23 protein-coding genes are annotated in these 20,687 nt (G+C 50.7%); 22 read left to right on the top strand and 1 reads right to left on the bottom strand.

The window, feature by feature from the left end; translation table 11 throughout:
• Positions 1-8: 8 nt before the first annotated feature.
• From WKT05_RS01525 to pyrR, 6 genes are read left to right on the top strand one after another with little or no spacing between them, the layout of a single operon-like run.
• On the top strand, positions 9-698 hold the full coding sequence (locus tag WKT05_RS01525) for a YggS family pyridoxal phosphate-dependent enzyme (RefSeq protein ID WP_340412631.1): 690 nt from the start codon (positions 9-11) through the stop codon (positions 696-698).
• A gap of 10 nt (positions 699-708) precedes the next feature.
• Complete coding sequence (locus tag WKT05_RS01520; RefSeq protein ID WP_215507376.1) at positions 709-1,179, top strand: cell division protein SepF; 471 nt, start codon at positions 709-711, stop codon at positions 1,177-1,179.
• On the top strand, positions 1,173-1,949 hold the full coding sequence (locus WKT05_RS01515; RefSeq protein WP_340412630.1) for a YlmH family RNA-binding protein: 777 nt from the start codon (positions 1,173-1,175) through the stop codon (positions 1,947-1,949). Before WKT05_RS01520 ends, WKT05_RS01515 begins: the two co-directional genes overlap by 7 nt.
• A gap of 7 nt (positions 1,950-1,956) precedes the next feature.
• Positions 1,957-2,421, top strand: a complete 465-nt coding sequence (lspA, locus tag WKT05_RS01510) for a signal peptidase II (RefSeq protein ID WP_215507380.1) — start codon at positions 1,957-1,959, stop codon at positions 2,419-2,421.
• Positions 2,411-3,313: an RluA family pseudouridine synthase gene (locus tag WKT05_RS01505; protein WP_340412629.1), complete on the top strand. Its 903-nt coding sequence runs from the start codon at positions 2,411-2,413 to the stop codon at positions 3,311-3,313. The genes lspA and WKT05_RS01505 overlap by 11 nt, the downstream gene beginning before the upstream one ends.
• Positions 3,298-3,810 carry a bifunctional pyr operon transcriptional regulator/uracil phosphoribosyltransferase PyrR gene (gene pyrR, locus WKT05_RS01500; protein ID WP_215507384.1) on the top strand — a complete coding sequence of 171 codons (513 nt, stop codon included), beginning with the start codon at positions 3,298-3,300 and terminating at the stop codon, positions 3,808-3,810. The genes WKT05_RS01505 and pyrR overlap by 16 nt, the downstream gene beginning before the upstream one ends.
• A gap of 68 nt (positions 3,811-3,878) precedes the next feature.
• On the opposite strand, the gene WKT05_RS01495 is transcribed toward pyrR, so the two are convergent.
• A complete protein-coding gene (locus WKT05_RS01495) occupies positions 3,879-4,604 on the bottom strand; it encodes an MTAP family purine nucleoside phosphorylase (protein ID WP_340412628.1) in 726 nt (241 codons plus the stop codon).
• Positions 4,605-4,663: 59 nt separating this feature from the next.
• Here WKT05_RS01495 and WKT05_RS01490 point away from each other — a divergent pair, with 59 nt between their 5' ends.
• The 16 genes from WKT05_RS01490 (at position 4,664) to WKT05_RS01415 (ending at position 20,679) form a co-directional block, all read left to right on the top strand.
• Positions 4,664-5,722, top strand: a complete 1,059-nt coding sequence (locus tag WKT05_RS01490; protein WP_340412627.1) for a s-methyl-5-thioribose-1-phosphate isomerase — start codon at positions 4,664-4,666, stop codon at positions 5,720-5,722.
• 2 nt (positions 5,723-5,724) lie between these two features.
• On the top strand, positions 5,725-6,306 hold the full coding sequence (locus WKT05_RS01485; protein WP_340412626.1) for an HD domain-containing protein: 582 nt from the start codon (positions 5,725-5,727) through the stop codon (positions 6,304-6,306).
• On the top strand, positions 6,303-7,010 hold the full coding sequence (locus tag WKT05_RS01480; RefSeq protein WP_340412625.1) for a response regulator transcription factor: 708 nt from the start codon (positions 6,303-6,305) through the stop codon (positions 7,008-7,010). Before WKT05_RS01485 ends, WKT05_RS01480 begins: the two co-directional genes overlap by 4 nt.
• Positions 7,007-8,413 carry a sensor histidine kinase gene (locus tag WKT05_RS01475; RefSeq protein ID WP_340412624.1) on the top strand — a complete coding sequence of 469 codons (1,407 nt, stop codon included), beginning with the start codon at positions 7,007-7,009 and terminating at the stop codon, positions 8,411-8,413. Before WKT05_RS01480 ends, WKT05_RS01475 begins: the two co-directional genes overlap by 4 nt.
• Positions 8,410-8,940 carry a hypothetical protein gene (locus WKT05_RS01470; protein WP_340412623.1) on the top strand — a complete coding sequence of 177 codons (531 nt, stop codon included), beginning with the start codon at positions 8,410-8,412 and terminating at the stop codon, positions 8,938-8,940. Before WKT05_RS01475 ends, WKT05_RS01470 begins: the two co-directional genes overlap by 4 nt.
• 9 nt (positions 8,941-8,949) lie before the next feature.
• Positions 8,950-9,303 carry a cytochrome C biosynthesis protein gene (locus tag WKT05_RS01465; protein WP_340412622.1) on the top strand — a complete coding sequence of 118 codons (354 nt, stop codon included), beginning with the start codon at positions 8,950-8,952 and terminating at the stop codon, positions 9,301-9,303.
• Between the two features lie 197 nt (positions 9,304-9,500).
• Entirely contained in the window at positions 9,501-9,860 is a 360-nt protein-coding gene (locus WKT05_RS01460; protein WP_340412621.1) for a YraN family protein, read from the top strand.
• Position 9,861: 1 nt separating this feature from the next.
• The gene (locus WKT05_RS01455; RefSeq protein WP_340412620.1) at positions 9,862-11,388 is read left to right on the top strand and encodes a YifB family Mg chelatase-like AAA ATPase; all 1,527 of its coding nucleotides are present in this window, start codon (positions 9,862-9,864) and stop codon (positions 11,386-11,388) included.
• Positions 11,376-12,449: a DNA-processing protein DprA gene (dprA, locus tag WKT05_RS01450; protein WP_340412619.1), complete on the top strand. Its 1,074-nt coding sequence runs from the start codon at positions 11,376-11,378 to the stop codon at positions 12,447-12,449. The genes WKT05_RS01455 and dprA overlap by 13 nt, the downstream gene beginning before the upstream one ends.
• Before the next feature lie 23 nt (positions 12,450-12,472).
• Complete coding sequence (gene topA / locus WKT05_RS01445; protein ID WP_340412618.1) at positions 12,473-14,566, top strand: type I DNA topoisomerase; 2,094 nt, start codon at positions 12,473-12,475, stop codon at positions 14,564-14,566.
• A gap of 39 nt (positions 14,567-14,605) precedes the next feature.
• On the top strand, positions 14,606-15,814 hold the full coding sequence (locus WKT05_RS01440) for a GspE/PulE family protein (protein ID WP_340412617.1): 1,209 nt from the start codon (positions 14,606-14,608) through the stop codon (positions 15,812-15,814).
• A 7-nt stretch (positions 15,815-15,821) separates the two neighbouring features.
• Positions 15,822-17,012, top strand: a complete 1,191-nt coding sequence (locus WKT05_RS01435) for a type II secretion system F family protein (protein ID WP_340412616.1) — start codon at positions 15,822-15,824, stop codon at positions 17,010-17,012.
• 9 nt (positions 17,013-17,021) lie between these two features.
• The gene (locus WKT05_RS01430; protein WP_340412615.1) at positions 17,022-17,411 is read left to right on the top strand and encodes a prepilin-type N-terminal cleavage/methylation domain-containing protein; all 390 of its coding nucleotides are present in this window, start codon (positions 17,022-17,024) and stop codon (positions 17,409-17,411) included.
• The gene (locus tag WKT05_RS01425; protein WP_340412614.1) at positions 17,408-18,109 is read left to right on the top strand and encodes a prepilin peptidase; all 702 of its coding nucleotides are present in this window, start codon (positions 17,408-17,410) and stop codon (positions 18,107-18,109) included. Before WKT05_RS01430 ends, WKT05_RS01425 begins: the two co-directional genes overlap by 4 nt.
• A 65-nt stretch (positions 18,110-18,174) precedes the next feature.
• Positions 18,175-19,659, top strand: coding sequence for a hypothetical protein (locus WKT05_RS01420; RefSeq protein WP_340412613.1), 1,485 nt, complete (start codon positions 18,175-18,177; stop codon positions 19,657-19,659).
• 9 nt (positions 19,660-19,668) lie between these two features.
• Positions 19,669-20,679, top strand: a complete 1,011-nt coding sequence (locus tag WKT05_RS01415) for an AIR synthase family protein (protein WP_340412612.1) — start codon at positions 19,669-19,671, stop codon at positions 20,677-20,679.
• Positions 20,680-20,687 lie beyond the last annotated feature (8 nt).

Here is a 20,687-nt window from a genome sequence, read left to right as displayed (position 1 = left end):
AGGTGTTTATGTCAAGCATAGGCGACGAACTCAAGCGGGTGCGCGAAGAAATTGAAGGGGCGAGACGCCACAGCTTAACCGGGGAACCGGTGCAATTAATCGCCGTGACGAAAACCCACGGCGTGGATAAAATCGAAGAAGCCTTGAAATACGGCGTCACGGATATCGGCGAAAACAAGGTGCAGGAGCTCACGAAAAAAATTGAGGCCCTGGGACCGAAGGTTCGTTATCATATGATTGGAAACTTGCAGTCAAATAAGGTAAAATATATCTACAATGATGTGGTTTTGATCCATTCACTGGACAGACCGTCCTTGGCGAAAGAAATTCAAAAGCGGGGATGCGAAACGGATCATATCGTCCATTGTCTATTGGAAGTAAATATCGGCGACGAAGCGTCAAAAGGCGGCTTGGCCTACGATCAGGTGCTGCCCTTTTTGGAATCCATCGTCGATTACTCCCACTTGAAAGTTGACGGCTTAATGACCGTCGCGCCCAATGTAGATGACGAGGCTTATTTGAGGCAGCTGTTTCGGAAAATGGTGGCCTTAAAAGTGGATATCGCCGGACGCCATTACGAGGGCGTGGACATGACGCACTTGTCCATGGGCATGAGTCAAGACTTTCATATCGCCATTGAAGAAGGCGCAAATATGGTACGCGTAGGCAGTCGCATTTTCGGTGCAAGGCACTATTAAGGAGGAAATTATGGCAGATTTTGGTAATAAGTTAAAAAGGGCGTTCGGTTTCGGTGATGATTACGAATACGACGACGAATACGATTTTCAAGAAGACGAAAAATTTCAAACCACGGAAGTTGAACCCATCACAACGACCCATTCGCAAAAACCCGTGGCCCCTCGCAGAAAAGACAGCGGCAATGTATTGAGCATTCAAACGAAAGCCGCCATGGTCATTACGGTTCACGAACCCTTAAGTTACGACGAATCGCCGAAGATTGTCGATGACTTAAAGGAAAACAAAGCCGTCGTCTTAAACTTCGAACAATTGGATTTAGACGTGAAGCGTGAAATTTTCGACTTCGTCAACGGCGCCCTTTATGCCATCGAAGGCAAGATCCAAAAGGTGAACAAAGACATCTTTATTCTTGCGCCGGCGAATATCGCCATCGACGGGCTTAAAGAAGAATTACAAAACTCGGGCATCTTTCCTTGGTAAAGAGCCTTCGGAAGGATGAACTCCTTCGCCACATAAGAGAGCCTGAAAAAATCACTCGGTTGCGCCATGTACTCGATCTGCCAGAAATCAGTTCGAGAAATTACAGGGCCATAGCCGGTGATTTTTTAGATCCCTACGAACAGCAATTGGTGGCTTCCTGGACGCCCCACTTTTCGGAAGTGGAGTTGTCTTTCGAGCCGGCGGGCAATTGGGAGCGAAAAATTCCGGTCTATAAACCCTTCGACACGGAAGATAGCTTTCTCTCGGCCTTTTATTTAGAAGGCGGCCCCTTCGATCACCGGCAAATTTTAGGCTCCCTCTTGGGCATGGGCATCGAGCGGGATAAAATCGGCGACATCGCCGCTACCGACGACGGCGCCTATATTTTCGTGAAAAAAGAGATCGCGAATTTCATCGCCGTGAACTTCAGAAAAGTGGGTGCGACGCCCATTCGCCTCAAAGAAATTCCCGCCCTTTCCGTGCCGGAAATCGAAGAGGATTGGAACGAGGCCGCAGCGGTGGTGTCCTCCATGCGCCTGGACGCCGTGGTGCGGGCGGTGACCCACAAGTCCCGCGACGAAGTGAAGGGGCTCGTGGCCAAGGGCTTGGTGAAAGTAAACTTTAAGCGGGCGGAGAAGACCCACGACATGATTGCCCCTGGGGATATGATTTCCGTGCGGGGATTTGGCCGCATCAAAATTTTCGAGCCCCTTTACCGAACGAAGAAGGACAAAGTGCGCTTTCAGTACGGTACCTTAAACAGCAGATAGGAGCGCTATGGTAACATTAATTATTCTTATACTCATCGCTTTGGATCAGTTATCCAAATTCGCAGTCGTCCGCCATTTGGCAGGCGGCGGCGAAGTGGCGATCATCCCGGGCTTTTTTCGCCTGCTCTATGTTGAAAATCGCGGCGCAGCCTTCGGTATTTTACAGGAAGGCCGGCCCCTTTTTATCGTGATTACCGTTGCGGTCATCGGCTTTTTGCTTTACGGCATTTACAGAAAGCGCGACGAGGTGAGGGGGCTTTTGCGCGTGGCACTGGTCTTAATTCTGGCGGGGGCCGTCGGCAATTTCATCGACCGATTGCGCCTCCACTTCGTTGTGGACTTTTTGTCCTTCCGCTTCTTCGGCCACGACTTTGCCGTCTTTAATCTCGCCGATTCCTTTATCGTCGTGGGCACGATTTTGCTTATGATCCACGTCTTTTTAGGAGACGAAAAGGACAGCCATGATTCATAAATTCACAGGGACAGATGGCGGAGCTCGCCTGGATCAATTTCTCGCCGAAAAACTCGAAATGAGCCGCTCCCAAGTGAAGCGGGCCGTAGACGAGGGCCGCGTCACGGTAAACGGGCAGAAGGTGAAGGCGGGCTATAAGCTTCAAGGGAGCGATGAAATCGCCTACGAAGAGGAAGCGCCCTATGTGCTGGAGGCGAAGAAGGTGGCATTTAAGGTGCTTTACGAAGACGAGCATCTGGCCTGCATCGACAAGCCCTACGGCCTCGTGGTCCATCCCGGGGCAGGCAGAGAAGAAGCGACCCTGGTCCACGGGCTGATGCACCGCTTCCATCACCTGGCAAAGGGAAGCGATCCCCTTCGCCCGGGCATCGTCCATCGATTGGATAAGGACACTTCCGGCGTCATGGTGGTAGCAAAAACCGACGCCGCCTACGAGGGATTGGTGGAAGCCTTTCAGAATCGTCGGGTCGAGAAGATTTACTACGCCATTTGCCGCGGCGTGATTCGGGAAGCGGGCACCATCGATTCGCCCATTGGGCGAGATCCGAAAAATCGCATCCGCATGGCGGCGGGGGTGTATCCCTCCAAAGAAGCCTTGACGGAATTCGTGCCCGTTCTCGCTTTTCGGGATTCCACCTTGCTTCGCGTGGCCCTTCACACAGGTCGCACCCATCAAATTCGCGTGCACATGGCATCAATTGGCCACGCGCTTTTAGGCGATCCCCTATACGGGGCGAAGAACGACAAGGAGAAACAGCTCCTGCTTCACAGCTACCATCTGGCCTTCACCCACCCCATTACGGGTGATGTTGTGGCCTTGACGTCGAAACTTCCCGAGCGCATGCTCGCCTACATTCGAAAGGAGAAAGGGGACCGATGCACAAGATTTTAGATGAATTGGCCATGAAGCGGGCCACGGCGCGTATCGCCAATGAAATTATCGAGCGAAACAAAGGACTGGACGACGTGGTTCTCATTGGCATCGTGACGCGAGGCGAATTTTTCGCCCGTCGCCTTCAAGAAAAGATGAAAGAAATCGAAGGCGTTCATGTGCCGGTGTACACCCTTGATCCCGGCTTTTTTAGAGACGATCGGCGGGACGAAGCCTTCATGCCCATGGAATTTATGGGAAAAATCGACGGCAAGCGGGTGGTCTTGGTAGACGATGTGCTCTACACCGGCCGCACGGTGCGCGCCGCAATGGACGCATTGATGGTAAAAGACCGACCGAAGCTCGTGGAGCTGGTGGGTCTCGTGGATCGGGGGCACAGAGAACTGCCCATTCGCGGCGATTTTATCGGCAAGAATGTGCCCACGGCCCAGTCGGAAAAAATCATCGTACACTTTAAAGAATACGACGGCGAAGATGCCGTCTACGTGGCGGGATAAAAATAACCGGCGGCGTGATCGAAAGGATCGGCCGTCGGTTTTTTTCGTGTACCATTATTCGTGTAGCATTATAAGAGATCGATGCGCGCCTCTCGCGGCCTGCGATCGGAAGTAAAGACGGTGTCCACGGCGTGGAGGATGTTGTTCCGCGCCGCTTCGGATTTTGAAATCACCATGGTGTCTTCCACGCCGGTGCAGTAGTTGATGACGTGGCAAATATTGGCGTAGTGCAGGCCCAGTTCTCTCGCGAGAACCACTTCCGGCACATTGGTCATGCCCACCACATCGCCGCCGATGGAGGCGTAGAATTTTATTTCCGCGCGGGATTCAAAGCGGGGGCCTTCCGTGGCTACATAAACGCCGCGGGGAAGCTTTTCGCCGTAGGCCGCCTCAAAGGCGTCGTTTAATTCCGAATCGTAGGGCGCGTCCATGGCGATGTGCTTGGCTACATGGTGGTCGCCGTCGTAAAAGGTGTGGGGCCGTGTCTTTGTAAAATCTAAAAAGTCGTCGCACAAGACGATGGAATCGGGGCCGTATTCTTTTTTTAAACTGCCCACGGCGCTGATGCCGTACACTTCCGTAACGCCGATTTCTTTCAGCGCCCAGATGTTTGCCCGATAAGGCACCTTGTGCGGGGGGATGGTGTGATCCGTGCCGTGGCGCGAGACGAAAACATAGGGCTTGTTTTCGGGATAAATCAGCTTGGCATCGCCGTAGGGTGTGGAAAAAATTTCTTCTTTAGCGGCAGCAAAGGGCGCCTCGAAGCCGGTGCCGCCGATGATTCCGTAATGCATGATAACCTCGTTTCTCTTTCCTGAATATGGTACTATTATACATGGAAAGTGAGGTCTGTATGGAATTTGACGGAGATTTAGCTTACATGCTTCAGGCGGAGCACGTGGCTTATTATAAAGACGGCGTCGTGTCGATTTTAGACCGACGCATTTATCCCGTACGGGTGGAATATGTGCGTTGCAAGACCCACGTCGAGGTGCGCGACGCCTTGAAAAACATGGTGACGCAATCGGCGGGGCCTTACACGGCGGCGGCCATGGGCATGGCCCTTGCGGCACACGAATCCCGCCACTTAAAGGGAGCGGCGCGGCTGCGCTTTTTGGAAGAGGCGGCGGCGGTACTGGCCAGCGGCCGCCCCACGACGGCCATGCGTATGGCGCAGGTAACGAAGGGCGCCCTTGCCCTGGCGAAGGACCATTTAGACGACGAGGATTTGGATTTAATTCTGCGGGATCACGCCCTTCATTCCATGGAAAAGCGCTACGCCACCATCCATCGGGTAGCGAAGCATTTTATGGACCTTCTGCCCGATGAGGGCACGGTCATGACCCAGTGTTTCGGCGAAACCATCATCGGCATGCTGGCGCGGGAAATTATAGCGAGCGGAAAAGATATTTCCTTTGTCTGCCCGGAGACCCGCCCCTTTTTACAGGGCGCCCGTTTTACCGCTTCGGTCTTATCTCAAATGGGCATGGACACCACGGTGATCACAGACAATATGGTGGCGGCGTACATTGAAAATCACGGCATCAGTTTATTTACTTCGGCGGCGGATTCCATTTGCATGGACGGCAGTATCGTAAATAAAGTGGGCACCCACCAAATCGCCATCGTCTCGGCGTACTTCGGCGTTCCCTATTACGCCACGGGGATCCCCGACATGGACATTCAAAGTGCAAAGGATTTGACCATCGAAATGCGGGATCCCGAGGAGAGCTTAAGTGCCCACGGCATCAAGCACACAGTGGAAGGGGTCAAGGGCTATTACCCGGCCTTCGACGTGACGCCGCCGAATTTAGTCTTCGGCGTGGTCACGGATCTAGGCATTTTTGAAGCGAATCAATTAAAGGAATACGAGAAGAAAAAAGGAGCGGGCGATTTCTATTTCGCCGTATGATTATGAGCCAACGATTAGACAAACAGATCGATTTTATTTACGCGCTGGAAAAGATGAAAAGCGTCTATCGCCGAACCCATCTTCTCCATGCCGATCGCTTTGAAAACGACGCGGAGCACAGCTTCCATATTGCGGCCATGGCCTTTATCCTAAAGGAGTACGCGCCGGAGGGGATAGACATGGAGCGGGTGGTGTTTATGCTTTTGTTCCACGATGTGGTGGAAATCGAAGCGGGAGACACCTTCGCCTACGACACGGAAAACAACAAGACCAAGCGGGAGCGGGAAGTGCGGGCGGCGGAGCATTTGTACGGCATGCTTCCCGAAGAACAGGACGAAGAAATGCGGGCTCTTTGGGAAGAGTTTGAAGCCCAAGAGACGCCGGAGTCCCATTTCGCTTTGGCCATGGACCGAATCGAGCCCATTCTTCTCAATGCGGCCGGAGGCGGCGGCACCTGGACAAGCCACGGGATCAAGCAAAAAGATGTCTATGAACGCATCGAGCCGGTGCGGAAATTTCCGCCACTCTATGCCATGATAAAGGAAAAAGTAGACGCACATTTTGAAGGGAGAAGGAGCCGATGACGAAAATTCTACTGGTGGAAGATGAAGTATCCATTCGCAAGTTTATAAAAATTAATTTAGAGCGAGAAGGCTTCGAAGTCTACGAAGCGGGAAGCGGCGAAGAGGGCCTTGAAATTGCCGAAAGGGAAAAGCCCGCCATCGTGCTTTTGGACATTATGCTCCCAGGCATCGACGGATTCGAAGTCTGCGATCGCCTGAGAAAGTCTTTCCCGCACCTGGGCATAATTATGCTTACGGCAAAGGCCGAGGATTACGACAAGATCATGGGCCTGCAAAGCGGCACCGACGACTACCTTACCAAGCCCTTTAATCCCACGGAGCTTACCCTGCGCATCAAATCCTTGGAGCGGCGCATCGGAAGCGAAAGCAAAGGGGAGAAAAAGGGCGAGCGCTTTTTGGAATCGGGCATATTTAAAGTGGATGTCTTCGGCCATAAATTTTACAAAAACGGCAATGAAATCGAGCTCACGCCGACGGAACACGAAATCGTGAAGTTCTTCATTACCCACGCCAATCGCGCTTTAAGTCGCGACGAGATTCTAAACGCCGTGTGGGGCGAAGAATTTTTAGGGGACAGTAAAATCGTGGATGTCAACATTCGTCGTCTGCGTTCGAAAGTGGAAGAAGACGCCGCCCACCCCGTCACCATCGAAACCGTATGGGGCGTGGGCTACCGCTGGAAAAACACGGCCGTCGACGCATGAAACATTCCATTCGAAAAACGGTGACGCGAAATTTCGTCGCCCTGATTCTTTTAACCGTGAGCCTCCTGGACCTGGCTTTGATTTTCGGCTTTCGCGAATACACGTACGGCGGGGTGAAATTTTACTTAAATCAACAATTAAACAGCGCCGTCTACACCTACGATCGTTACTTTAAAAGCCGCAGCATCGACGAACTTCTGAACAGCGACTACGATATGATCTTCAATCAATTCGGCGGCCAGGTGCAGATGATGGATAACGACGCCCAACTGGTCTACGATTCCATCGGCGCCATTAACGACCCTGTAAAAGATTATCCTGACGTCGCTCAGGCCCTTGCGGGAAAGGCCGGCTTTCGCATCGGCCCCGTGCCCTATTCCGACACGAAGGTACTGTCCGTCTCCCGCCCGATTTACTCCAACGACAACGACGTCATCGGCGTTTTGCGCTACTCCTCGTCATTGGCGCCGGCCATTCATTCGGTGTGGACGCTAATCCGCTACCTCATGATTTTAACGGCCTTTGTTATCGCCATCGCCGTGGTGGCGAGCCGCATGTTGGCGAAAAGCATTACAAGACCCATCGAAGAGATTCAGTCCACCGCCATTCAATTGGCCGACGGCCAGTACAAAAAGCATATCGTCATGAAGCGAGACGACGAATTAGGGCAATTGGCCCAATCCATTAACACGCTGGCCGCGGAAATCGTGCGAAAAGAACAGGTGAAAAACGACTTTATCTCCTCCATCTCCCACGAATTGCGCACGCCCCTTACCTCCATTAAAGGCTGGGCGGCGGTGCTCAAAGACACGGATCCGACGGAAACCGAGGTCATGAACGAGGGCTTCGATATTATCGAAAAAGAAACGGATCGTCTGTCGAAAATGGTGGAAGAGCTCTTGGATTTTTCCAGATACATTTCCGGCAGAATCACATTGAAAAAAGATCGCTTCGACATTACCTCCACCTGCCAAGATGTGTGGAAGCAAATGAAGCCCAGAGCATCGAAAGAGGACATTCACTTAGTTAACGAAATCAATGAAGAAGTGGTGCTTCTCACAGCCGATGAAGACCGGCTGCGGCAGGTGCTCATCAATCTCATCGACAACGCCATCAAATTCACCGATCCTGGCGGATGGGTGCTTTTTGAGGCACGGAAAAACTACCCAAATTACGAAATGATCATCTCCGACAACGGCGTAGGCATGGACGAAAACGAATTGGCTTTGGCCAAGGAAAAATTTTACAAGGGCAAACACTCCAATTCCCACTCGGGGCTCGGCCTGTCCATTGCCGATGAAATCGTGAAACTCCATAACGGCGTCATTCAAATCGTATCGGAAAAAAACGTGGGCACCACCATACGAATCATTATTCCTTTGGGAAGCGAGGTGGAGGCATGAAAAAACTAGTTCTCATCTTACTTCTGTTTTTAACGGCCTGCGGGCCCGTGAAAGGCGATTACCGAACCATCGAAAAACCCGCCATCAATCGCTCGCCCCTTCAGGGACGCTGGGTGGTGACGAAGATTCAGGCCCTCACCGATGAAAGCGTCGATCTACGACCCGTTATCGGATCCGATGCCATTTTCGCTCCCGACGGCGCCATCTTTAACGATCAACGCATCGATCATCCCACCTATGTCATTCGCAAAGGCAAGACTGACTATTTAATGAAAGTAGGGTATAATAAGGCAAAAGACGACGTGGGTATCGCCGGGGACAATCTGTTTATCATCGATATATATCAAGACGAAGAAAAACTGTTTACCGTCTACCGCGAAAAAGACGATGTGGCCTACATTGACATTTACGGCAATCTCTTGCAACTGGTCAAGACCAAAGGCACCCTGGACGAGCGTCAATTACAAAATCTCATGGAACAGGCCGACCCGAAAAGGACGTATTATTCTCGGGTGCCAGGCAAGTAGGAGGATCATATGTTATCGAAAATCTCTGAAAGTTTAAACGGAAACTTACAGTATATAGGCATCTTGGTATTGGCGGTGATTATCGCTTTGATTCTTACCTTCGTCATTAACATGATGGGCAAGCAAATGAAATTTATGCGCTACTTACCCGGCTTGGCCCTGGTGTTTATCGGTATGTTTTCACTGATTATGGTACTGAACCGCCTCTTCGAGCGATCCAGCTTGATCAATATATTTATCTCCGTCGTATGCATCACGGCGGGCATTTGCTCTCTGCTTTTCGCCCTCTGCATCGGTATTTACAACAAAGACCGCTATTCGGACAATCAAAAAGATACCGAGCGGCGCCGTAGAGAAAACTAAAGAGAAGAAAATGAATTTGTCGCCACGGCGGCAAATTTTTTTATGCTAAACGCTCTAAGATTTTTGCTATAATAAGGCAAATGGACAAAAGCATGGTGCCCATCGTAAAAATTCCTTTTGGCTTTAAAATTACGGTATAAAACAATTGTGCTAAAGGGGGATTTAGTATATATTATTGAGTATAGTGGGGAGGATGTATGAACGTCGGCGGAACGGGCGAGGCGATTGCGGCGAAGTTTTTAGAAAAACAGGGCCACGAAATTTTGGAGCGGAATTTTCGTTTTAAGCATGGTGAAATCGATATCATCAGTTTTATTAAAGGCGTTGTGGTTTTTACCGAAGTGAAGACCCGGACCAATGTCTCCTACGGCGACCCGAAGGATGCCGTAGATTTGTTTAAGCGCCGCCAGATCTATATGACCGCGGAGCACTACCTGGCGCACAGATCGCCTTTTTATCGGGAGGCTCGATTCGATGTCATCGAAGTGTTCTTGACGGAAAAACCGATGATTCATTACATAAAAAATGCCTTCGACGGAAATGACTTGGGGGAATAACATGTATGCGAGAGTGAAAACCTGCAGTTTAGAAGGATTAGACGGATTTGTCGTGGAAGTCGAATGCGATTTAAGTCGCGGGCTTCCGCGCTTTCTTATGGTGGGACTACCCGACGCACAAATTCGTGAATCCGGGGAAAGGGTTCATGCGGCCATTAAAAATATCGGCATGCCCTACCCACAACAGCGCATCACGGTGAATTTGTCTCCCGCCAATCGACGTAAAGACGGCTCGCAAATGGATTTAGCTGTGGCCGTATCCATTTTGGCCGCCGAAGGGTTTGGCGATCCAAAGGTGATCGACGATTACATATTTTTAGGGGAGCTTCAGTTAAACGGCGAAATCTCCGCCATTCGCGGCGCCCTTCCCATGGTGATTTCGCTGAGAGAATTGGGCTACAAAAAGTTCATCGTTCCCAAGGCCAATGAAAACGAAACGGCCATTGTTCGCGATGTAAGCATTTATCCCGCTTCCAATTTAAAAGAAGTGGTTTCCCTTCTCACCGGCGAATCCGCCATCGAAGAAGCCATTGTGGAAAACCCGATGAATCACATGAAGTCATTTGACGTGGACTTTGCCGATATTAAGGGCCAAAGTCAATTAAAGCGGGCCCTGGAAGTGGCGGCGGCAGGGGCCCATAATCTTTTAATGATCGGCCCGCCGGGCAGCGGAAAGAGCATGAGCGCCAAGCGGTTGCCCACGATTTTGCCCCGCATGGCCTTTGAAGAGGCCATCGAAGTGACAAAGATCTATTCCGTCTCCGGTCTTTTGACGGAAAATAGGCTGATGACGGAACGGCCCTTTCGCTCGCCCCACCATACGGCATCCGGCGTATCCTTAATCGGCGGCGGCCGCATCCCGAAGCCGGGCGAAATTTCCTTGGCCCATCGCGGCGTCTTGTTCCTCGATGAAATTCCGGAATTTCAATCCAGCGTGTTGGAAGTTCTGCGCCAACCCATGGAAGACGGGAAGATCCACGTGGCGCGGGCTACGGCAAGTTTGGAATTTCCGGCGGATTTTCAGCTTATCGCCTCCATGAACCCGTGTCCCTGCGGCTACTATCAAGACCCCAATCACGAATGCAGTTGCAGTATGCAGCAGATTCAAAAGTATTTGGGGAAGATTTCCCATCCCCTTTTGGATCGCATCGATTTGCAGGTGGAAGTGAAGCCCATTAGTTACGAAGACATGAAGGAAACGGTGAAAGGCGAAGATTCGAAAACGGTGCGGGAGCGGGTGGAACGGGCCCGCGGCTATCAAAAAGCGCGATTCGAGGGCACGGGGATTATGACCAATGCGGATATTCCCGATCGCGATGTGGAAAAATACTGTCAACTATCTGAAAGCTCGCAAAAGCTTTTGGATATGGCGTACAAAAAATATAAATTCAGCGGACGGTCCCTACATAAAGTGCTGAAGGTGGCTCGCACCATTGCCGATTTACGAGACGGCGGGCCCATTACGGATCAGGACGTTTTGGAAGCTGTGCGCTATAAATCTGTGGAGGGAAAATATTGGTCGGAATAAGAGAAGATTTACGCGCCCTATTCATCCAATTGTCCCTCGCCGGCATGCCCAACGCTGAAATGATGGAACTTTACGGCTACATGACCGAAGAGGAAGGGCAATTGTCCCTTTTTGAAGACGATCGGATTCCCGAAAAGTTAAAGACCCGCACGGAGATGTTTTTGAAGCGGGATTTGAGCAAGCGGAAAAAGGTGTTGGAAACCCAGTGCATTCAGACATTGGTGGTAGGCGACGATTTTTATCCGGAAAAGCTGGCCCTGACGCCGGATCCGCCCATGGTCATCTACGCTTTAGGCAATGTGGAATTAATGGCGAAGCCGGCTCTTTCAGTCGTTGGTGCGAGAAAACACACGGATTACGGCCAACGGGTCTGCAAAAAATTCGTCTCACAACTGGCATCATCGGGCCTCGTCATCATTAGCGGCTTGGCTCTCGGCATCGACAAGTTGGCTCATCAGGCCACGTTGGACGTCGGTGGTGAAACCATCGCCGTCCTAGGAAACGGCATCGGCGACTGTTATCCGAGGAGCAACCGCGCCTGTTACGAGGCCATTCAATCGACCGGGCTGATTTTAAGCGAGTACCCGCCCTATACATCGCCGCAGCCTTTTCGCTTCCCCGAGCGAAATCGCATCATCGCGGCATTAGGCGACGGGGTCTTGGTGGTGGAAGCCAAGGAAAAAAGCGGCTCATTGATTACCGCCCGTTTGGCGGCGGAATACGGCCGGGAGGTTTTTGCCGTGTGCGGCAATGTGGATTCTATATACAGTCAAGGCACCAATCGGCTGATTTTCGACGGGGCCTCCATCGCCCTTTCGCCGGAAGACATATTGAATCATCCCGTGTACCAGATAAAAAAGAAGGAAACTTCGGCGGATCTTTCTCAACTCTCTTTGGAAGAAAAAACATTGTATGATAGTATAAAGGACGGCAATCAAAACACAGAGGCTCTCATGGAGCAAATCGGTTGGAATATTACCGACGTGTTAAGCGTATTGACTATGCTGGAACTAAAAAATCTTATTACAGGTGTGGACAGCAACTGTATTGAAATACTATAACGCTGGAAAGGATATGGGATAAATTGGCAAGGAATCTGATTATCGTGGAGTCGCCCACAAAGGCTAAGACCATCCGCAAAATGGCGGGCAGCCATTATAAAGTCGTGGCCACAGTGGGGCATATTCGCGATTTGCCTAAGTCGAAGCTAGGCATCGATATAGAAGACAATTATCAACCGAAGTACATTAATATTCGGGGCAAGGGCCCGGTCATTAAAGAGCTGAAGGCGGAAGCGAAAAAAGCAAATAAAGTCCTTCTCGCAACTGACCCGGATAGGGAAGGGGAAGCTATTAGTTGGCACTTGACCCACATTTTGGACATGGACCCCAAGGACAATGTACGGATTTCATTTAACGAAATTACGAAAAATGCCGTAAAAAACGGGATTAAGAATCCCAGGCCCATTAATATGGAGCTGGTGGATGCCCAACAGGCGCGGCGGATTTTGGACCGCCTTGTGGGCTATAAAATCAGCCCCCTTTTGTGGAAGAAGGTCAAGTCCGGACTCAGCGCCGGGCGGGTGCAGTCGGTGGTTTTGAAGATTATTTGCGATCGTGAAGAAGAGATCAACGAATTTGAACCTTCGGAATACTGGACCATCGTTGCCAAAGCCCTGAAAAACCGAAAAACCTTCGAGGCGAAGTATTTCGGCACGCTCGTCGACGGGGAAGTTCAATCGGTGACACTAAATACCAAAGCCGATGTGGATGCCGTGATGAAGCGCATGGACGCGAAGGAATTGGTGGTCTCAGACATTCAAAAGGGATCGAGAAAGCGCCGCACCTCGGCGCCCTTTACCACCTCCACCATGCAACAGGAGGCAAACAAGCGCCTGAATTTCACCACCCGAAAGACCATGCAGGTGGCGCAAAAGCTTTACGAAGGGATCACCATCCCCGGGGAAGGCTCCGTGGGTTTGATTACTTACATGCGTACCGACTCCACGCGGATTTCCGAACAGGCCGTGGCTCAAACGAAGGCCCACATTTTAAAGGCCTATGGTGAAAAGTACAGCGCGCCCTCGACTTGGTCGAAGAAAAAAGAAAACACACAGGATGCCCACGAGTGTATTCGCCCGGCGGATGTGAACCGAACGCCCTTGAGTTTAAAAGACAGCCTGGGCCGCGACGAGTTTCGCCTCTATCAATTGATCTGGTCTCGTTTTGTGGCATCGCAAATGACGGCGGCTCTTTACGATACGCAAAAAGTGAAGCTTTCGAGCCGCACGGAAATGTTCCAAGTCAACGGCAATACCCTGGTCTTCGATGGTTTCTTAAGAGTCTTCCCCTCGAAGGAGCAAAAGGACAAGGAAATTCCCGCCTTTGAAGTGGGGGAACATTTAAAAGTTAAGGAGATTTTGCCGGAACAACACTTTACTCAGCCGCCGGCCCGTTACAATGAAGCCTCTCTGATTAAACTTTTGGAAGAGCTGGGCATCGGTCGACCCAGTACCTATGCGCCGATTATTAACACCTTGCTTTCCCGCTACTATGTGGTTAGCGAGGAGCGGCGCTTTGTGCCCACGGAGCTCGGTGAAACGGTAAATGATCTCTTGACGGATTACTTTCCCTCCTTCGTCGACGAAGATTTCACGGCGAAAATGGAACACAGTTTGGATGCCGTGGCCGACGGGGAGCTTGCCTGGCAAAAGGCCGTGGATCCCGTCTATAAGCAATTGGCCCAATACCTGGAGCGGGCAGAAAAAGAAATCGAGAAAGTCGAAATTCGCGACGAGCCCACCGATGTTATCTGCGAAAAATGCGGACGCAACATGGTGATCAAAATGGGACGCTACGGCAAATTCCTCGCTTGTCCCGGTTTTCCCGAATGCCGCAACACCAAAGCCTTGGTTGAAAAAATCGGCGTCAAGTGTCCGAAGTGCGGCGAAGGCGAAATCGTCATTAAAAGGAGCAAACGGGGACGGAAATTTTTCGGCTGCGACAAGTATCCCGATTGCGATTTCGTTTCGTGGGATGAGCCCATCGACGAGCGTTGCCCGAAATGCGGCGACATTTTGACGAAAAAGGCGACAAAGCGAGGCACGCGCATCCAGTGCCATAATCCGGATTGCGATTACACGCGCACGGATGTGGACAAATCGAAAGAATCCCAGTAAAGACGGGCAGCTCATGGCCCGCAGTATTTGGAGGCAGTGATGGATAAGAAATTTCCCTTTTCCACAACGAAAGACAAAGCCCCTCGAAAGAGTCAGGATACTGTTTCGACGGGCCTTGTCAGTGCCGTCCGATTAAGCGAAACAATTTTAAACGATGCCGCCGAAGCGCGCTGTTCCGACGTGCATATTGAACCTGCCGGTGAAGACTGGCGTGTTCGTATGCGGCGAAACGGCACGCTTTTTTTGTACGGCACCTATCCGAAGCAGTTGTATTCGGAATTTGTGACGCGGATAAAATTTCTCTCGTCAATGGATATCGGCGAAAAAAGAAAGCCGCAAGACGGACGCTTTACTTTTCAATACGACGGTCGCGACGTGGATGTGCGGGCTTCGGCCATTCCCGTGAAAGGCGAGGAAAAGCTGGTCCTTCGCTTATTGGACCGAAGGGGCTTAAACTATACGCCGGAAGGCATCGGCCTGGACGGTGAAAATTTGGCTTTAGTGGAAAAATTATTGCGTCAGCCCTTGGGCTTGGTGTTGATCTGCGGCCCCACGGGCTCGGGGAAGACCTCCACCCTCTATACATTTATTCAACTCTTAAACAGCGTGGAGCGCAACATTCTCACCATTGAAGACCCTGTGGAATTTGCCATCGACGGGATCAATCAAATGCAGGTGAATCCCAAGGCGAACATTACCTTTTCGACGGGGCTTGAAGCCATGTTACGCCAGGATCCGGAAGTCATGATGGTGGGGGAAATACGATCCATGGAAACGGCGGAGATCGCCTTAAGGTCTTCCATAACCGGGCACTTGATTTTTTCCACCCTACATACCACAGACTCGCCTTCGGCTATGATTCGTCTCATGGACATGGGCATCGAGCCCTACATGTTGTCGGCGGGCATCATCGGCGTGATCTCTCAACGCCTTGTGCGAAAGCTTTGCGATCACTGCAAGAAAGAAGTTGCCCGAAAAGACGATTACTTCCATATCGACGGCCCCACCTATGAAGCGGTGGGCTGTGAACATTGCTACGATGGCTATACCGGTCGAGAAGCTGTGTTTGAAATTATGGTCATGGACGAGAGAATGCGGAATTTAATTAAGCCGGGCGTCAGTTTGGATGCCTTGCGGGCTGCGGCCGCGGCCTCGGGGATGATTCCTTTAAGGGATGCCCTGCGAGAGAAGATTCTTGCGGGTACCATTAGCCTCGAGGAAGGTTATCGCACCATTATGACCCTGTAGGTGAGCCATGAAATTTAAATATAAAATTATTGACGGGGATTCAAACCTGCTGACGAACGAAATGGAGGCCGAAAATTTACAGACGGCGCGGGAAAAGCTTCATCAGGCAGGCTATCGCATTGTCTCCCTGGAACGGGCAGGCGGTAAGATTCAGTTAATTAAGCCCCGATCCACAATTCCGAAAGGGCAATTGGCCCTTCTGTTTTCCCAACTGGCCCTAATGTCTTCAGGCGGTTTGGATTTGGTTACGGTCATGGAATTAATGGCGCAGGAGTCCAAAGGGCTCCGGAAGAAAAAGCTGGATTTCATCGTGGAATCCGTGAGACAGGGGAAGCTACTATCCGAGGCATTTGATGAAGCCGACTGTTTTCCTCAATTTGTTCCGGGCATGATCAAAAGCGGCGAGTCGGCGGGCACCTTAGGCGACATCTTCCATCAATTGGCGGTTTTTTTCGACGAGGAACAACAAATGCACAGAAATCTTGCCAATGCCCTGGCCTATCCAATTATCCTCATGATTACGTCTCTTTTTGTCTTGCAGGTGGTGCTCCACTCGGTGCTTCCTGTATTTACTGACGTCTTCGAGTCCCAACAAGTGCCCCTACCCCTCATGACTCGCATGCTCATGGCCATTGCCGATCACGTCAATCGTTTCGGCATGATCTATCTTGCGGCGCTGCTTATCCTAGTTTTGGTGATTCTGCTTTTAAAGAATCATCCGAAAACCGCCGAAGGTTTTTATCGCCGGTGGTATCATCTGCCCATTGGTGCGCCATTTTACCGTGACCCCTTTGAGTTGAGGCAACTGAGAACCATGAAGATGCAAATGGACAATGGGGTGGATCTGTTGCGGATTATGGAGAATTTAAACGAAGGGGCGGAAAATCCCTATATTAAGAGAAAAGCGTCGGAGATGATTCAGGGCCTCATGAAAGGCGAGGCGTTGTCTGCGGCCATGGAGGAAAGCGAGCTATTTAAGGCGCAGAACTGCTCCTTCGTCGCCTTAGGTGAAGCCTCTTCCGCCGTAAGCGAGATGCTTGCCGTGGCCATTCACTTGGAGGAGGGGCGCCAAAAAAATCGTGCCGAGCGCATCAGCATCTATATGGAACCGGCCTTGATTGTTCTCATGGCCGTCGTCGTCGGATTTATTATTTTTTCCATCGCCATTCCCATGTTTGACATGGTAAACAGTTTTTAGGAGGAAATTATGAAAAAGAAAAAGGGATTTACCCTCATCGAGCTTATTATCGTCATCGCTATTTTAGCGCTCCTTATCGCCATTGCCATTCCGCGGTATCAACGGTCCAATTTAAGTGCTCAAGCCACGGCCCATAATGCCAATGTGCGGGTGATAAAAAATGCGGCCATTCTTTATTCGATGGATCATCCTGATGAAACGACCATCGATATGGGAAAGATCAAGCCCTATCTGGAATCCGAAGAAGTCCCGAAGCCGGCGAAGGCATTAAAGGTACCTAATTTCACCGTAACGATGGACAAAGGAAATGTTATCGTCTCACCCGGCATGGTAAAAATAGATAAAGATAATAACTTGGTGCCTGATACGGCGAAGTCCGATCAAGCGAAACAAAAATGATACTGATCTATTCGGCCGCCTTTTTTCTCGCCGCTTCCATTGTCTCCTTTTTCAATCTTTACGATGACAGGCGCCGGCGCGGCGAAAATTGGATCAAGGGAAGAAGCCGCTGCGAATCCTGCGGCTGCAGTATTCCCTGGCCCTATTTAATTCCCGTCATCGGCTTCGGTCTCTGTCGGGGAAGATGTACTTGCGGTGAAAAAATTTCCCAATTCCATCCGCTGAGCGAGGGGATCGGGGGTGCACTCGCTGTCTTTTGCTTACACTACATGGGGGTGGCGACAAATTCTATATCGTTTGTCGTCGCCCTATTTGCCATGTACCTTTTGGCGCTGGAAGACATTCGCCATCGGGATGTGTTTACAAAAGACCTCGTCGCCTGCGGCATGATTTTTGTTTCGGTTCTGATTTTCAACGGATCCTTTCACCCCTTAAGCGGCGCATTTATGCTTTGCCTCATAGGTGCCCTTTATTTACTTTTTCCCAAGGCGGTGGGGGAGGGGGACATCTATTACGCCGCCATGCTCGCTTCGGGCATCCACGGAATTTGGAGAAGCTATTTATTTTTTACCACAAGCTTCGTTTCGGCTGCCCTCATCGGCGGCGGACTCTATTTTTTAAATATCTGCAGGCAAAAGGCCGTGCCCATGTTTCCCTTTTTCCTATGGGCTTTTTTACTTGTCGTACTGTTGTTGTAAAGAAAAAACTTTAAATTACATAAAAATTACGCATTCGTGGGATATAATGCCGTTAGGAGGGCGAAATGAAATTATTTAATAAGCGCGAAACGATAATTTACTTCGAAGATCGACGCTGCTATATAGCAAATTTAGACGAAAACAAAACAATAAGCGAGCTTCATTCTTTTGACATTCCGATGAATGTCGTAAGCAATGGCGAGATTTTAGACAGTGCACAATTACATTATCTCTTAAAAAAGACCTTGGAAGAAAATGAGCTGACCAAGAGCCACGCTTTGTTTGTCATTAATTCCGATTTGGCAGTTAATCGCACCATGCACGTGCCGTCGATGACGGATAAGGAAAGGGCGTCGCTGATCGAGAACGAATGCCCGTCTCTTTTTCCTCAGGATTTAGAGGAATACACCTTGGACTCGGTGGATTTAAAAACCGACGATGACATTCATCATTTATTGATTACCATATGTCCCGACGAAATCCTTGACGGCTACAGAGATTTGGCGAAAAAATGCGAAATCAAGTTTCGCGGCGTAATTCCCTTTTCCACCCTTTGTTTGGAATATGCCCATTGGATGGGTGGTGCAAGGGTGAATTTCGTCGGCACCGGCCATTTGGGCTTTTACTACGGCCATGAAAATCGCTTCTTTGACCGCACGGAGATTAACGATTCCGTCTTGGATTTCATGAACAGAAATGAGCTGGAAGCGGAAGATGTCCTGCGGATCAACGACGATCATTTTGACGAGCGCATGAGCGATGTGGATCCCGCCACCATCAAAAGAGAGATGCAATCGGCCTATTACGAAGCCTTGGGCCATGTCGAACACATGGGTGGCGATTTCGCTCTGGACGACAGGCAATTAATCGCAGGTTCCTTTGTAGAAAGCGGCCTTTTCGCCGCATTGATGGACGAAGAAGTCTATAAGCCCCTGGCTTTAAAAGATCTTTTCGCCGTCGTGGCGGAACATGGCGATGTCACCGCCCTGTTTACGAAAGGCAATCGCACCGTCGGTATCGACAAAAATTATTATCTGCCCATTGCAGCTGTTGTGGCGGCCTTTGCCATTCTCATCGGCTCCTTTGTCTACGGTGAAAAAATAAAACAACAAAACCGCGATCTCATCGTCAAGACCCACGAACAGGAAATGGCGCAAGAGGACTCGAATACCTCCGATGACAGCAGTGGGGCACAAGTGAGCGCCGACATTGCCAATGCCATTACGAAAGTGAAATCTTCGGCCCCCGACACCTTGACGGTAACGGGAATAGACTACCAAGGAGGCACCTTATCCATTCGCGGGGAAACGAAAGATGCCGAAGTGGTAAAGACCTGGTGCAGTCAATTGGAAGATGTATTGAATGTGAAAGTTGAAGAAGAGCCCACGGCAACGGTGGCCGATGTGGTTTATTTCCAATTAACGGCCCACTTAACCGGCGAGGATACAAGCGACGATGCGTCCGCATCCGGCGAAACCGAAGGGGCTAATAATGCTGCGGAAAGCGGCAACGCGGCCAACAGCACCGCCGGCAACGGCGCCAGCATATAGGAGTCATTCATGAAAGTTTACAAGGATGTAGGAAAACTGTCCAACGAAGAATTAGATGCATTGATCCTTTCTAAAATAAAATCGAAGCGAAAAGAAGTCCTGGGCGCCTCTTCCATCGGCGAAGACACGGCCATGCTGGACTTCGGCGGAGATTTAATCGTCTTAAGCAGCGATCCCATTACCGGTGCGGCGGAAAACTTAGGTGCACTGGCCATTCATATCAGCGTCAACGATGTGGCCACGAAATCCGCTGATGCCGTAGGGGTTCTGCTCACCTTACTCCTTCCCGTCAACACCACGTCGGAAGACATTGAAACCATTATGGCCGATGCGCAAAAGGCCGCCGATGCGGTCAATATGGATATTATTGGCGGCCACACGGAGATTACCGACACGGTGTCAAAACCCATTATGATTTCCACCGTCGTCGGGCGCGTCAGCAAAGACAAAGTGCCCGATCCGTCGAAAGTGCGTATCGGCGATGTGGTAGCCATGAGCAAGTATGCCGGGCTGGAAGGCACGGCGATCCTCACCACGGATTGTGCCGACGCCCTGAAAGACATCGGTGAGGCGCTGCTTCGAGAAGGGCAGGCGCTGGTGGATCAACTCAGTGTTCAGGCGGAAGGCGAAGTGGCAGCGGATTTTTCCATTCGTGCCATGCACGATGTCACTGAAGGCGGGGTAGAAGGTGCGATTTGGGAAATGGCACAGGCCCTGAAGGTGGGCATGGCCATCGACAAAGAGGCGATTCCCGTATTAGAATCCACAAAAGCCGTGGCAAAAAAGGCCGAAGTGGATTTGTACCGGCTTATTTCCAGCGGATCCATGCTGGTTGTCTTAGCCAAAGACGACTTTGAAGCCATGGAAAAGAAATTGCATGATCGAGGCATTTTATTTACGAAAATCGGCGAAGTCACGGAAGGTGACAGAGTGGTTTATAAAAACAGCCGCGGAGGCGAAGAAGAAATTGCCGCACCCGGGCCCGATGCCCTTTACGGCGCCTTGGTAAAATTACAGTAAAATTACAA

The organism is Peptoniphilus sp. HCN-40583 (assembly GCF_037892835.1).
In the GTDB taxonomy this organism is placed as follows: Bacteria; Bacillota; Clostridia; order Tissierellales; family Peptoniphilaceae; genus Aedoeadaptatus; species Aedoeadaptatus rachelemmaiella.
Note: the sequence above shows the minus strand (reverse complement) of the source record. Positions and strands in the feature narration are given on the sequence as shown.